At 57.3% G+C, this 12906-nt stretch carries 14 protein-coding genes and 4 pseudogenes; 10 read left to right on the top strand and 8 right to left on the bottom strand.

From position 1 onward, the window contains the following. The first annotated feature begins 77 nt into the window (after positions 1–77). The gene (locus DM373_RS19820; RefSeq protein ID WP_054881519.1) at positions 78–293 is read left to right on the top strand and encodes a helix-turn-helix transcriptional regulator; all 216 of its coding nucleotides are present in this window, start codon (positions 78–80) and stop codon (positions 291–293) included. Next, complete coding sequence (locus DM373_RS19815; protein ID WP_110995183.1) at positions 293–1348, top strand: AAA family ATPase; 1056 nt, start codon at positions 293–295, stop codon at positions 1346–1348. The genes DM373_RS19820 and DM373_RS19815 overlap by 1 nt, the downstream gene beginning before the upstream one ends. 144 nt (positions 1349–1492) lie before the next feature. Here the strand turns inward: DM373_RS19815 and DM373_RS19810 are convergent, their stop codons facing one another. From DM373_RS19810 to DM373_RS19795, 3 genes are all read right to left on the bottom strand, one after another. Next, positions 1493–2326: a hypothetical protein gene (locus DM373_RS19810; RefSeq protein WP_110995182.1), complete on the bottom strand. Its 834-nt coding sequence runs from the start codon at positions 2324–2326 to the stop codon at positions 1493–1495. A 126-nt stretch (positions 2327–2452) separates the two neighbouring features. Further along, complete coding sequence (locus DM373_RS19805; RefSeq protein WP_110995181.1) at positions 2453–3028, bottom strand: recombinase family protein; 576 nt, start codon at positions 3026–3028, stop codon at positions 2453–2455. Positions 3029–3459: 431 nt separating this feature from the next. Then, positions 3460–4302 carry a helix-turn-helix transcriptional regulator gene (locus tag DM373_RS19795; RefSeq protein ID WP_049275859.1) on the bottom strand — a complete coding sequence of 281 codons (843 nt, stop codon included), beginning with the start codon at positions 4300–4302 and terminating at the stop codon, positions 3460–3462. A gap of 75 nt (positions 4303–4377) precedes the next feature. Between DM373_RS19795 and DM373_RS19790 the strand changes: the two genes are divergently transcribed. The 4 genes and pseudogenes from DM373_RS19790 to DM373_RS29090 all read left to right on the top strand — a co-directional run bounded on the left by DM373_RS19790 (position 4378) and on the right by DM373_RS29090 (position 6203). After that, positions 4378–4953: a carboxymuconolactone decarboxylase family protein gene (locus tag DM373_RS19790; protein ID WP_003464997.1), complete on the top strand. Its 576-nt coding sequence runs from the start codon at positions 4378–4380 to the stop codon at positions 4951–4953. Positions 4954–4980: 27 nt separating this feature from the next. Then, positions 4981–5529, top strand: a pseudogene (locus tag DM373_RS19785) (cytochrome P460 family protein). A 28-nt stretch (positions 5530–5557) separates the two neighbouring features. Then, positions 5558–5878, top strand: a pseudogene (locus DM373_RS29780) (uracil-DNA glycosylase family protein); the annotation flags it as partial. Between the two features lie 61 nt (positions 5879–5939). Further along, positions 5940–6203 (top strand): uracil-DNA glycosylase family protein, encoded by a 264-nt coding sequence (locus tag DM373_RS29090; protein ID WP_003830781.1) that lies wholly within the window; start codon positions 5940–5942, stop codon positions 6201–6203. A gap of 183 nt (positions 6204–6386) precedes the next feature. Here the strand turns inward: DM373_RS29090 and DM373_RS19770 are convergent, their stop codons facing one another. Beyond that, on the bottom strand, positions 6387–7271 hold the full coding sequence (locus DM373_RS19770) for a LysR family transcriptional regulator (protein WP_003465017.1): 885 nt from the start codon (positions 7269–7271) through the stop codon (positions 6387–6389). Between the two features lie 114 nt (positions 7272–7385). On the opposite strand from DM373_RS19770, the gene argC reads away from it, so the two are divergent. The 4 genes and pseudogenes from argC to DM373_RS19750 all read left to right on the top strand — a co-directional run bounded on the left by argC (position 7386) and on the right by DM373_RS19750 (position 10978). After that, positions 7386–8315 (top strand): N-acetyl-gamma-glutamyl-phosphate reductase, encoded by a 930-nt coding sequence (argC, locus tag DM373_RS19765; protein ID WP_049275860.1) that lies wholly within the window; start codon positions 7386–7388, stop codon positions 8313–8315. A 413-nt stretch (positions 8316–8728) separates the two neighbouring features. Continuing rightward, positions 8729–8884: pseudogene (locus tag DM373_RS29255) on the top strand (OmpA family protein); the annotation flags it as partial. A gap of 414 nt (positions 8885–9298) precedes the next feature. After that, on the top strand, positions 9299–9925 hold the full coding sequence (locus DM373_RS19755) for a DNA methyltransferase (RefSeq protein WP_003465024.1): 627 nt from the start codon (positions 9299–9301) through the stop codon (positions 9923–9925). Between the two features lie 24 nt (positions 9926–9949). After that, on the top strand, positions 9950–10978 hold the full coding sequence (locus DM373_RS19750; protein ID WP_003465026.1) for an IS30 family transposase: 1029 nt from the start codon (positions 9950–9952) through the stop codon (positions 10976–10978). Here DM373_RS19750 and DM373_RS28800 read toward each other — a convergent pair. The 4 genes and pseudogenes from DM373_RS28800 to DM373_RS19740 all read right to left on the bottom strand — a co-directional run. After that, positions 10967–11227 (bottom strand): hypothetical protein, encoded by a 261-nt coding sequence (locus DM373_RS28800; protein WP_047296649.1) that lies wholly within the window; start codon positions 11225–11227, stop codon positions 10967–10969. The genes DM373_RS19750 and DM373_RS28800 overlap by 12 nt on opposite strands. 41 nt (positions 11228–11268) lie before the next feature. Beyond that, complete coding sequence (locus DM373_RS28795) at positions 11269–11640, bottom strand: hypothetical protein (RefSeq protein WP_052959448.1); 372 nt, start codon at positions 11638–11640, stop codon at positions 11269–11271. A gap of 400 nt (positions 11641–12040) precedes the next feature. Next, positions 12041–12517: a DM13 domain-containing protein gene (locus DM373_RS19745; protein WP_011711661.1), complete on the bottom strand. Its 477-nt coding sequence runs from the start codon at positions 12515–12517 to the stop codon at positions 12041–12043. 154 nt (positions 12518–12671) lie between these two features. After that, positions 12672–12906: pseudogene (locus DM373_RS19740) on the bottom strand (IS3 family transposase); the annotation flags it as partial.

Below are 12906 nucleotides of genomic sequence, written 5' to 3'. Positions count from 1 at the left end.
TACCCGTCTTTTTACCCTTTTTAGCAGTAGTGCCGGAGGACGCTGCCCCACGCTTCAGAACCTCGGACTCAAAACCTATGGCAAAGCACGTCAGCAACTTTGACGACGTCGGCGACGATGACAAGATTCTTCGTTTGCGCGATGTCGAAGCAATCGTCGGCCTGAAACGTTCAACGATCTATCGGAAAATATCGGAAGGCCTTTTCCCGCGACAGCGCCTTTTGTGCGGTTCCAGCGTCGGTTGGCGTAACAGCGAAGTCCAGGCTTGGATTCGGCAAAGGGAGGCACTGTAATGCAGCGCCGAACACCTCAACAACCGGGCTGGATGATAGAACTCACAGCAGCGGTCGATATTCCAGCGGAAAAAATCCAGTGGATTTGGCCAGGCTGGCTGCCAAAGGCAAAGTTATCCATTCTTGCCGGCGCAGGTGGATGCGGCAAAACCACGCTGGCAATCTCGCTGGCCGCCACGCTCAGCAGAGGTGGTGATTGGCCAGACGGCAGCAAATGTGAGACAGCAGGCAACATCGTAATCTGGAGCGGCGAGGATGGTATCGCTGACACGATCATTCCCCGCCTTACGGCTGCAGATGCAGACCTAACCCGCGTGCACATAATTGAAGGGCTAAGTGATCAGCGTGGGAACAGGCGACAGTTTGATCCTGCAGCCAACTTTGCCCTTTTGAATGAGGCAGCCGCACGTATTGACGGCGTTTCATTGCTGATTTTCGATCCACTGATCAATCTTATTCGTGGGGATATGCACCGAGCAAATGAGGTTCGGCAAGGGCTACAAATGGTAGTGGATTTTGCAGAGCGGCATTGTTGCGCTGTCCTCGGCATATCTCACCTGAGCAAAGGTACGGTCCAGTCCTCCGCCGCTAATCGTGTAATCGGCAGCCAGGCATTCTCCGCGCTCGCTCGCACTGTACTGGTGGCAGAGAAGGATCAAAATTCAGAAGCCAGGGTGCTTGTCCGAGCCAAGTCCAACGTTTCGATTGATAACGGAGGAATCGAGTATTTCGTTGAGCCCATCGTTATAGACAAGCAGCTGGAGACAACCTGCATCCGATGGGGAGAGGCCATCGACGGTAGCGCTGAAGCCATTCTCGCTGCTATCGAGCAAACGGGTGACGCCAGACCCGCATCAGCTACTCAAGAAGCGCGCAGCTTTCTTGAGGAGACGTTGCAAGCTGGGCCTGTTGCAACCAATGCGTTGATGGCTTTAGCTGAAGAACGTTGCATTTCTTCGGCGTCACTTCGCAGAGCCCAGAAACAGCTAGGTATACGTTCACACAAAACAGGTATGCAGGGCGGATGGGCATGGGAGCTTCCCACCGCTCCCTGAAGGCGCTCAACGCACGTCGAAGGTGCTCAATACTCGTGTTGAGCACCTTCGTTTTTATTGAACGCCTTCGACTCGCGAGAGAGTCTGTATGCCTGATTCCGCAGATAAAACCCCGGCACGCCAGGCGCACAGGTCGACCACGAACTACTTCCCAATGAAATAGAGATTGCCGTTCTTGTTGTAAATAGCGGCAGGTCGGAAGTCCTTAGGCCAATTCCGTCCAGGATAGTATGCATACATCCATTCGGGCAGGTGACGAGCAATACCCGCCAGCGCATCCATGCCGTCCTTATCAGCTCTGCTAGCGTCAGCAAATAGTTCGCCTGAGGGATCGGTCAGGAAAATCGGGCCGTAAGCTTTCTCGGCCGAAATGAATGCTGGCGCAGCGCTCGCCGGAGCGTCGAACGGTGCAGGGTTCCCAGCAGCCAAATCTGCAAGCCTGTCGTATTTCTTGCCTGATCCGTCAGCGTACTTAGCCGGCTCATGACGCAACTTTGAGATTTTCCCACCGAAGTATTCTTCTCTCGCATCAAGCCAGGCCGACCTGACCAAAGCAGATGCCTCCTTTGGGTTAGACGCGAGTTTCTCAGGCACCCACGCAGCAACCTGGTAATGATAGACAGGGCCAGCGCTGCCACCACCCAGCAAGAACAAACCGACGCCAAAAGAGGCTGCTCCTGCGCTGCTAAAACCAGTTGGAGGTGACACGTATCCCAAACCTGCCGTCGCTAGACCTCCAGAGCCTCCCGAAGACCGCGGCGCGCTCAGGTTATCTGCTTCATTCCCAACCGTTTCACTTGGAATATCGCGCTGACCATCGATGCGCATGGCTTCCAGAACCAGCATGGCATCGGACCATTTCTCGCGAGGAACATCTTTAGGTTCTGGCAACGTGACCTTCGGGGTACTGGAGCAACCAACCAGCACAACCAACAGCAAGGTACCAACGCATCCCTTCACAGAAAAAAACACCGACATGAAAACTCCCTATTTATTCAGTGGTAGTCCGGCACAAGTAGTACGCCAGAGACATTCTTCACTTGCCTGCTAGGTCATAGCGCCCAAAATTATCTGGGCAACTTCAGCGGAAAATAACACCACCACTTAAACGACCGCAGATGATTTCGGCGAACCGACGTAGCGGTAAAGCGTTGTTCGAGAAACGCCATACCGTCGGGCAACATCGGTTACCTGTATCTCAGGATCTCTGAGAAGAGCTCGTATCTCACGCACCTGACGATCATCCAGCGCAGGCTTGCGTCCACCTTTTCTCCCACGGGCACGAGCCGCAGCCAATCCTGCACGAGTCCGTTCTCGAATGAGATTGCGCTCAAACCCAGCCAGGGCAGCGAACACGTGAAAAATCAGCTTGCCGGCAGCGCTGGTGGTTTCGATTCGTTCGGTTATGGATTCGAAGGCCACCCCTTCCTGCTCCAAGCTACTGACAATCCCAACCAAGTCAGGCAAAGAGCGACCGAGGCGGTCCAGTCGCCAGACAACCAGAGTGTCACCATTACGCAGAGCTTTAAGGCAATGCCCCAGCTCCGGCCTGTCCGCCGACTTGCCGCTCATGGTCTCCTCGTAGACTGTTGAGCACCCAGCCAGAGCAAGTGCATCTCGCTGCAGGTCGAGGTTCTGATCATCAGTCGACACTCGGGCATATCCAATCCGCTTTCCCATGCGTTTTTCTCACACTGATTTCGGTACGAGAAAAGTGACAGGAAAACGGGAAATCCCAAGCCCAGAAGCTCGTCTGGATGTCGTTTTCAGAAGACGGCTGCACTGAACGTCAGAAGCCGACTGCACTATAGCAGCGGAGGGGTTGGATCCATCAGGCAACGACGGGCTGCTGCCGGCCAATAGCCGACAATGACGACACTGGAAATCCCCGCCTGTGAGCGTCGGCTCAGGGCGGGACAGCGTCATCCAGCTACCTGCGCCACTGACTCAGCCTTGTCCAGCCGGCCGCGCCGCACGAACAGACTGACCAGCCGTTGACGGATCGCCACCTGGAGTTCCGCCAGTTGTTCCGGCGTGATGCGAATTTCACCCGCTCGACGAGCGCAACACCGGCGCCGCCTACGCCAAGAACCGGCGAATCGAACTCAAACTCACGAACCGCTGAGCGCCGCGTCACCGCGCTGCTGCGCCAGCCAGTCGCGCGGGGCGCAGCCCATGCGCACGCGGAAGGCGCGCGCCAGAGCGTTCGGGCTGCCGTAGCCGACGCGGTCGGCCACCACCGCCACCGGCCGCCCCTGCTTGAGCAGGGTGCAACTGACGTTCATCCGCCAGTCGGCCAGATAGTCGCCCGGCGTGACGCCCACCGCGTCCTTGAACGCGGCGGCGAAGCGCGCGCGTGACATGCCCGCCTTCGCCGCCAGCGCCTCGAGCGACCACGCGGTCTGCGGCGCATCGTGCATGGCGGTTATGGCGCGCGCGAGTTTCGGGTCGGCCAGGCCCGCCAGCAGTCCGGTGGCGCCAAGCCGCCCATCCATCAGATAACGCAGCAACTGGATCAGTAGCAACTCGCACAAGCGGTCGATGGCGGCCTGCCGACCGCACTGGTCGCGCTCGGCTTCGGCAAACAGCAACTCTAGCGTCGGCCCGAGGCCGGGCAAGTCCGCCAACGGAATCAGCAGCATCGACGGCAAGGCCATGGCCAACGGATTGCCCGTCGAAGCGCCCAGGTCGACCTCCGCACACAACCGCTCAGCGGTATCGCCGGGGGCGGCGACAAAACGATGCGACGCCACGCGCGGATAAAACAGCAGGCTCGGCTCGGTAACCAGCAGATCTTCATGCACGGGCGAACGCACCGTAATCGGGCCGCGCCGCACCAGATGGATATAGCCATGCGGCGCCGCGTAATGATGCTGCCCACAGAAGGCGCCGCTGTGAAAAACGCGCGCCGAAAGCGAGTAGTGCCGGAGCAAGCCGGCCAGTCGATCCGCCATTCCACTCTCCATATAAGACGATAGGTTACGTATTTGATACTTTACGTGCCATATCGTACCAAACAAAGGGCGATCATGCCCACGTGCTCTTGCACCTCACCCACTACGGAGATAGACATGACCCAAATCGCCCCCCTGACCATCGACACCGCTGACGCCGCTACCGCTGCCACACTCAAGGCCGTCAAAGCCAAGCTTGGCATGGTGCCGAACCTGTTCGCCACGCTGGCCCACGCGCCGGCGGCGCTCAATGGCTACCTCGGCTTGTCCGAAACGCTGGGCACCGGCCGCCTGAATGCCTCCCAGCGCGAGATCGTTGCGCTCGCTGCCGGTCAAGCCAATCGCTGCCAGTATTGCCTGAGCGCACACACCCTGATCGGCAAAGGTGCCGGACTGTCGGCAGAGGCCATCGCCGCGGCCCGCACCGGCCAGGCGGCCAACGCACTTGACGATGCAATCGCCGGCTTTGCCCGCGCGCTGGTCGAGCAACGCGGCGTGGTGTCGGCCGACGCCATGGCCAACTACCGCCGCGCGGGGCTCGACGACGGCCTGATACTGGAAGTGATCGCCAACGTCGCGCTGAACACGCTCACCAACTACACCAACCACATCGCCGACACCACGGTGGATTTCCCCGTGGTCGCCGTCTGATCTCCATAGGCATATAAGGAGAACACGATGAAAATCGCACTCACCGGCGCTCTGCTCGCCAGCGCCCTCGTCCTGCCACTGGCCGTCACGGCCGGCGACTTTTCGCCCTATGTGGACAGCCAGGGCGGCATCAGCCGCCCCACAGACTTCCGCACAAACTTCGTCCACCTGGGCTCATATGCGGTGTTGGACGAAAAATCCGCCTCTCGCGGCTTGCACGATGTGTACACCGAAAAGGCCTCGGCCGAGCACTACCGCAAGACCGGCAAGTTCTTGGACGGCGCCACGCTGGTGAAAGAGATCCGCAAGCTCGAAACCAGCGCCATGACCACTGGCAACCCTGTGGTCTGGGGTTCCGATGCGGCCGTGTGGTTCGTGATGGTCTAGGACGCCAAAGGCCGTTTCGCCAGCAACCCCTTGTGGGGCGACGGCTGGGGCTGGGCGCTGTTCAAGGCCGACGCCCCCGCCAAGAATGTCGCCGTCAGCTACGAAGCCGACTGCATGGGCTGCCATGTGCCGGCGGCCAAGACCGACCGCGTATTCATCCAGGGCTATCCGACACTGACCCAGCACTGACTTGCTGCCGGGTTACGCTTCGCGCAGGATGGCACCTCCGTCCTGCGCGAGCCACCCTTTCCGGAAGCGCGCCATGCCGACACTCGACGCCTTTCTGACCGACGTCCGCGCCTGCACGCGCTGCGCACCGCATCTGCCACACGGCGTGCAGCCGGTCTTCCAGTTTCACCCGAGTGCGCCCATCCTCATCGCCGGCCAAGCACCGGGGGCCCGGGTCCATGCCTCAGGCGTGCCCTTCGACGACGCCAGCGGCGCGCGTCTGCGCGCCTGGCTGGGCGTGGACCGCGACACCTTCTACGACCCTACCCGCATCGCCATTCTGCCCATGGGCTTCTGTTATCCGGGCACCGGCAAAAGCGGTGACCTGCCGCTACGCCCGGAGTGCGCCCCCCGCCTGGCGCGAAGCCTTCATGCAGCGTTTCGAGCGCCTGTCGCTGGTCATCGTGCTGGGCAGCTACGCCATGGACTACCACCTCGGTACTGGCAAGACGCCGCTCACCCGGGTGGTCGAAGCCTGGCGCGAGCACTGGCCGCAAGCGTTCCCCCTGCCTCACCCTAGCCCGCGCAACAATCGCTGGCTGGTGCGCAACCCCTGGTTCCAACAAGACGTGCTGCCCGCGCTGCAAGCACGCGTCCAGGCAGTCCTCACCGCCAACCCCAAGGAAACCCCATGACCGACGACACCGCCGCCATTACCGAGCTGCTGCACAAGTACTACGACACCCTGGCCTGGGCGAACGGAGACAGGCACCGGCTTTGGAGCGATGAACGACGGCTTCAGGTGCGGTAGCTGACGCCTGGGACCTCAATCACCGTATGACCGGGTCGAAAGCGGTCCTTTCTCTGACAACATCGCCCTAGCCCGCACTCAACCCCCACAACACATCCAGCACATGTTGCGTAGGCCGCTCGACGTCCCCACCACGGTGGGCAATACCAAGTTGACGCCACAATAAGGGCTGTAATGGCCGCATGACGATCCTGGTATCGGGCAATGGCGTGGAGGCTTCATGCGGCAACAACGTCGCACCATAACCGGCCGCCACTAGGCTTTTGATCGCATCGTTGTAGTTCAGTTGAATACGCGGCGTGGGCTGCCGTCCATCACTGGCGAACCACTCCGAGGTCAAGCGCGAAAGCCGAGTAGTTTTGTCATTCAGAATTAATGGCTGGGCGGCCAGCCAACCGGGGGTCACAACATCCGGGCATTCCCAGCGAGCCGGCAAGAAGGCCATGACCGGGTCCCGCCGCCATGGCTCGATCCGCAATTCCTTCACCGGGGTCTGTGGCAGCGCGACCAGACCGATCTCCAAAGAGCCCTCGGCAAGCTTCTTCAAAGTTTCCTGCGACGTGAGCACCGCGACCTGCACATCGATAGCGGGGTGGCGTTGGCCCAACGTCTCCAAAGCTTGCGGCATCAACTGTGCGATGGCCCCTGTGGAGGCACCCAGCCGCACACGCCCGGCCAAGCCCTGCACCTGACGCTCCACGTCCTCAAGCGCCTGCTCCGCATCCGCCAACAGGCGCCGCGCGCGCTCCACCAGCGTTTCTCCAATCGCCGAAGGCTGAATGCGCCCACGTGTGCGCGACAACAGCTTTCCGCCAACCCGCGACTCCAGGTCGGCAATATGCAAACTGACCGTGGGTGGCGCGAGGTGCAGCACACGGGCCGCCTCGGCAAACGAACCCAGGTCGGCAATGGCCACCAACGTGCGCAGACGGTCCAGGCTGATTTCGCGCATGAGTCACTCCTTGTTCAGAAAAGCTGAATTTCATCGTTTAGAAATTCAACTTTTCCTATCTTAGCCCCTCACTGAAGATTGGAACTCCTGATTTCCTATGTCCGAGAGCATTCCATGGCAAGTCCTCTTATATTCATCGACGGCGACCAAGGCACCACCGGGTTGCAAATCCATCAACGTCTACGCGACCGGACCGATCTGCGGCTTATCACGCTCAGCCCCGAACATCGCAAGGATCCGCAACGTCGCGCCGAAATCATCAACGCCTGCGACATCGCGATTCTCTGCTTGCCCGACCAAGCCGCACGCGACGCTGTAGCGAGCATCGAAAACCCCGCCGTTCGGGTGATCGATGCGAGTTCGGCGCACCGCACCCATCTAGACTGGACCTATGGTTTCGCGGAGATGAACTCGCAGCAGGCCCAACGCATCGCCACGGCACGGCGGGTCAGCAATCCCGGTTGCTATCCCACGGGGGCGATAGGGCTGCTGCGCCCATTGCTGGAGGCCGGGTTGCTGCCCAGGGACTATCCGACGAACATTCATGCTGTGTCGGGCTATTCCGGAAAAGGGCGCGTTGGCGTGCAAGAGCATGAGGGAGAGGGCGCATCACAGGCGCCCGCGTTTCAGGTTTATGGTCTGGGGCTGGCACACAAACATATTCCGGAGATTCAGCAGCAAAGCGGTCTGATGGAGCGGCCGATGTTTGTGCCGGCTTATGGGGCTTTTCGGCAGGGGATCGTGCTGACCATACCGTTGCAACTTCGCTTGTTGGCGCCGGGCGTGGATGCGGTGCGGTTGCATGCGTGTCTTATGCAGCACTACGTCGATGCGGACCATGTACAGGTGATGTCGATGCAGGAGGCCAAAGGGTTGACGTGCCTTGATCCTCAGGCGCTTAACGGGACTGATAGTTTGCGATTGGTGGTGTGTGAAAATGATGAGACGGGGCAGGTTTTGTTGGCTGCGGTGTTTGACAATCTTGGGAAGGGAGCCGCTGGAGCGGCGGTGCAGAATCTGGATTTGATGGTTGCAGGAACATGACTCCGACTACCCACTGGCTCTAGAGTCTATGGCTCGAATTTTCGAGCGGTTGTTTCCTCTCTGTTTATGGCCTGGCATCGACGGCATTAAACGAGTCGAAAACAGAATCTACGCGTGTCAGCAGTTTGCAATCCAGTCAGGCTTTGAAGTTAAACGGTCGTCCACGACAGGCAGCAATCGGCCAACAGCGGCCGTTTTAGAGTAGGGAAAATAAATCCCCTTTTCTGCTGTCTACGCTTCGCAGCGCCGGTTACCCGGTCACCACGCAAGACTCGCTTCCGGTCGGTGGCTAACCTTTACCGGGCGGGGGTCATACCCGCTGGGTTTCTTACGCCATTTCGTGACGGCTTGCGCCGTCATTCCCAGGCGACCAAGCTTTGCCTGGCGCACATAAATCAGTCCCCTTTTTCTCTTTGCGCAGCAATGGCGTCGATCCTTCGCGCCTGCAAACCTTTGGTGCAGGCTCCAGCTCGCCCATTGCCCCCAACGACACCGCCGAGGGTCGCGCCCAAAATCGCCGCGTTGAAATCAAACTGGTGCCCCGTAGCGGCGCTGTAGCTCAAGGGTAATGGTGCCTTGGTGCTCTTTTCGTCGGATGCCCAGCTATCTTTTAATGGGTTACGGGCGATTTGCAGTGGGCTCCAAAACCTGGCCTCAGGAGGTGCAAGCTCCCGTGGCACCGGCTTTGGACTGGGCAGACCAATACGCCGGCCCATAAGCCCATAAGGATCCCGGCCTCGGCCGGGTTCTTTATGCCCGCTTCGCGGGCTTGAGCCCAGAAGGGAGCGGCGTGCGCCGGATTCGCATCTGCCAGCCAGTACGCAGCCCGTTTGGAACTCAGTTGATCCGTCTTTTTCAACGGTTTAACAGCCAAATCAATACGTTCACAAGTACACTCGCCACCCTAGGGATGGTGAAGCATCCACGAGCGGTACTAGAATTTTCAGCTTTTCGGTGCCGCCGCACGAATTCAAGGGGCAAGCATGGATTACGAACAACTGCCGAGGGCCGCCTTGGTCCGTATGCTGCAGGAGCATGATGCGGCGCTTGCCGATGCTGGCAAGAATGGCATCGTTATGAGTTACACCGGGCGGGCTGCTCCCTGGCAGATCATCCGCCAGGTCAAGCCGAAGCTGCATCGTATTATCAAGAAAGTATCCTTTGGAGAGGAAACCGCCCAGTCAGAGAATGAGATCTGGGACGGTGAAAACCTTTCTGCGATGGTCACGCTCTATAAATATCGTGGTCAAGTTGATCTTGTAGTAACAGACCCGCCGTACAACACCGGCGAGGACTTCCGCTATAACGACAAGTGGGACAAGGATCCAAACGATCCAGATCTCGGCGATGTAGTTCCTAAAGATGATGGGTCCAAGCACAGCAAATGGTTGCGCTTCATGACACCCAGAATCTGGATGATGCGTGAGATGCTAACCCCAGGCGGGGTTATGGCTATCTGTATTGATCATAGGGAACTATTTAGACTTGGCATGCTCATGGACGAAATCTTCGGCGAAGAGAATCGCATTGGCATAATCAATTGGCAGAAAAGCTATTCACCTCGCAGTGATAATAAGGGGGCGGCGGCGAAAACTGAGTGCAACACCTGACCTTTCCGGTACGGTGCTGTCCCTATGTCTTATTCCGAACTCAGCGTTGAAGAGCGCGCCACCATTCAAATCGGTCATGCCCAAGGTTTCAGCCTGCGCGGGATTGCCTGCTTGATCAACCGATCCCCTTCGACCATCAGCCGGGAGCTGCGCCGCAATCGAGATGCCTGTGGCGGCTACTCGGCCCGCGTGGCCCAGCAGCAGATGCAGGCCCGCCGTCAGGTGTGTCGACCGAAGCAAAAGCTGTTGCCGGGTAGCGAGCGCTTCGAATTGGTGGCGCATATGCTGCGTGAGCGTTTGTCTCCCGAGCAGATTGCCGGCAAGCTGCGCAGCATGAATATTCCCAGCCTCAGAGATGCCTACGTCTGTCGCGAGACGATCTATAACGCGATCTATGCCTTGCCAGTCGGCGAGCTGCGTAAAGAGCTGATCATCTGCCTGCGCCAAAGCAAGACGATGCGCAGGCCGCGCTCTGGCGGCGTGGATCGGCGCGGTCAGATCCCTGAGAGGGTCAGTATTCATGTACGTCCGCCGGAGATCGAAGACCGACTGATGCCAGGGCATTGGGAAGGCGACCTGATCAAGGGCAAGGCCAACGCCTCGTCTGTAGGTACGCTGGTGGAGCGCACCAGTGGCTACCTGATGCTGGTGAAGATGAACGACGCGACGGCGACCTCGGCGATGGAAGGCTTCAGTGCAGCGCTCAATGGCATGCCGCTGGCGATGCGCAAGAGCATGACCTACGACCAGGGCCGAGAAATGGCGCGGCATGCTGAAATCACCCAGCAGACCGGGGTGGCGATTTACTTCTGCGACCCGCACAGCCCTTGGCAGCGCGGCAGTAACGAAAACATCAATGGCCTGATCCGCCAGTACCTGCCCAAGGGCACGGACTTGTCGGTGCATAGCCAGGAGGAACTGGATGCCATCGCACTGCAACTGAACATGCGCCCCCGTAAGCGCTTCGACTTCAAGTGTCCGATCGAGGTTATGGACGAGGTGATGCAGGAAGCTATGGCTATGCGGCATGATGCTCCAGCTTCAATTCAATAACCGTGTTGCACTCAGCTCCTGTAACCGCCCTGTGTAATTTCTTACATTGGCTCTATAGTGTGCATAATTTTTATGGAATGAATTGAGTATTTCTATAACCTTATCCAGCTGCAGTTGTTTTTTAGTGATATGAAGTTTTTTGGTCTCTGCCGAAGTATTGGTCAGCGCGACGAGATAGCCAAACATTCCAGCGATCAACGCTCCCATACCAATTTTCACGGCATCCGAGGCAATATTTATCCACTCCACGCTCCCTCCATTGCGCTTATCACGCCAGCTATTTTTGACACTTAGTCCATGCTTGGAGTACTGGCATGTCTTCCTATATGACCATCAGGCCCTCGCGCGCAAACACACATCCGAGACAGGCCTGCATCGGAGTAACATACGAGGGTTGTTTGCGCTTCAATGCGGTTTTCTTTTAAGTAACTTTCTTTAATCGGCCTGATCCACTGTTCGCGCCCATCCACATCGGTTGTTTCCAGAAGCACCTCATCTTCTTGTAGATCAAAGTGTTTGTGCAGTAGTGCCACGCCAAATCTGTCTATGCAGTTGTGCTTTTTCAATATTTCAAATATTTCATTTAGACATGGCAGGTCCTCATCGTCTATGGGTCTAACATTGTCGATATGGTTAATTTCACCCCACAGTAAAGAAATCATTTTATTTATCTCCACTATGAACGTTTAACTAGCGAAATGTTACAGATTTAATAGGGGTCTTAGTCTGCGAATCTTCATGGGAGACGGGACTAATCAGAGCCCTCGCTCTTGGATAACATTAGACGCTCGCGCGCAAAATTCCACCCATTCCGATAAGGCGGCGTATAGAGCCTTAGCGGCATCTGAGGTTGGCGCGTACTTATCTCTGTCGCAAGCCCATCTGGTGAACCGCTTCAGGGTATGCAGGCATCGTAGTCAGTGTCTGAGGGTCGGTTGAGGTCAATTTTGACTTCAAGAATCTAGACGTGGAGGGGAGGCCTCATGCCCGGCAAGACTTTAATTTCCATTGGCATGAGGCGCATGTTATTCGTGAACAGGCAAGATCCAAGTTTAAGCTTGTTTACTGATATTTTGCGGAGCCGATGAACTTAGAGAAATGCTCGCACCATATTTGGACCGTTGTAAACTCGTTGACGTTGACGCTTGCAGGAATGGTTTTCTTGAAATTCCCGAAGTTTTTCAATTCGCCAATCAGAATTGCTTCTTTCTTTATGTCCAAAAACGATTCTTTGTCGGTGGCTTGTTTCTTTGTCAGGTAAATTTTGTAGTCTGGACCAGGTGCTACATCACCTTTAAATACAATTTCGTTATCCGTAACAAAAAGTTGTCCATTCGCCCAGTGAAGGGCGTCGCTGCCTTTCTGATCTTTCTTGAACTCTCCGCTATACTTTGCCACCTTTTGCACTTCTTCAATTTCGGCGATGGTGGCGTTTTCTTGTGCTGTCAAAATCGGAAGTATATAGATCCCTAGCCCAACTCCCGCGCCAAACAGAGCCAGGTGGGACGCGAGCAGAATTATTTTTAATTGCTTTTTCATGGGTTGCCTCATACAGTGAGTTATTTGGTGTGTCCATCACAATCCATTAGTTCGAACAGGGTGCGGTATGTGCTGATAGCGATATTGTTAGTGGGGTGCTAGCTTAGCTACCATGACGGCATTTTTCAAGGTAGTTGTCGCGTCAACCGTCTAACTATGCCGCCATTTTCTCGTTCTGTTGCTCTCGATCCTGGTTCAACAACACGGTGCCGATCGGTTCCCAGTTACGCGTCCGGCCTGACCACCGCTCCGGTTTGTTTTCCTTGGCTCGTTCGTACAACTCATGTCGCCGGGCCAAGACCTGATGGTCCAGCCCTCGATGCCGCTCAGCCGGTGTGACGAACCGGATGCGGCTATGTCGGTGCTCGTTGTTGTACCACCGCATAAAA

Origin of the sequence: Pseudomonas sichuanensis (genome assembly GCF_003231305.1) — a bacterium.
GTDB lineage: Bacteria > Pseudomonadota > Gammaproteobacteria > Pseudomonadales > Pseudomonadaceae > Aquipseudomonas > Aquipseudomonas sichuanensis.
This window is presented reverse-complemented; position numbering and strand designations above follow the sequence as displayed.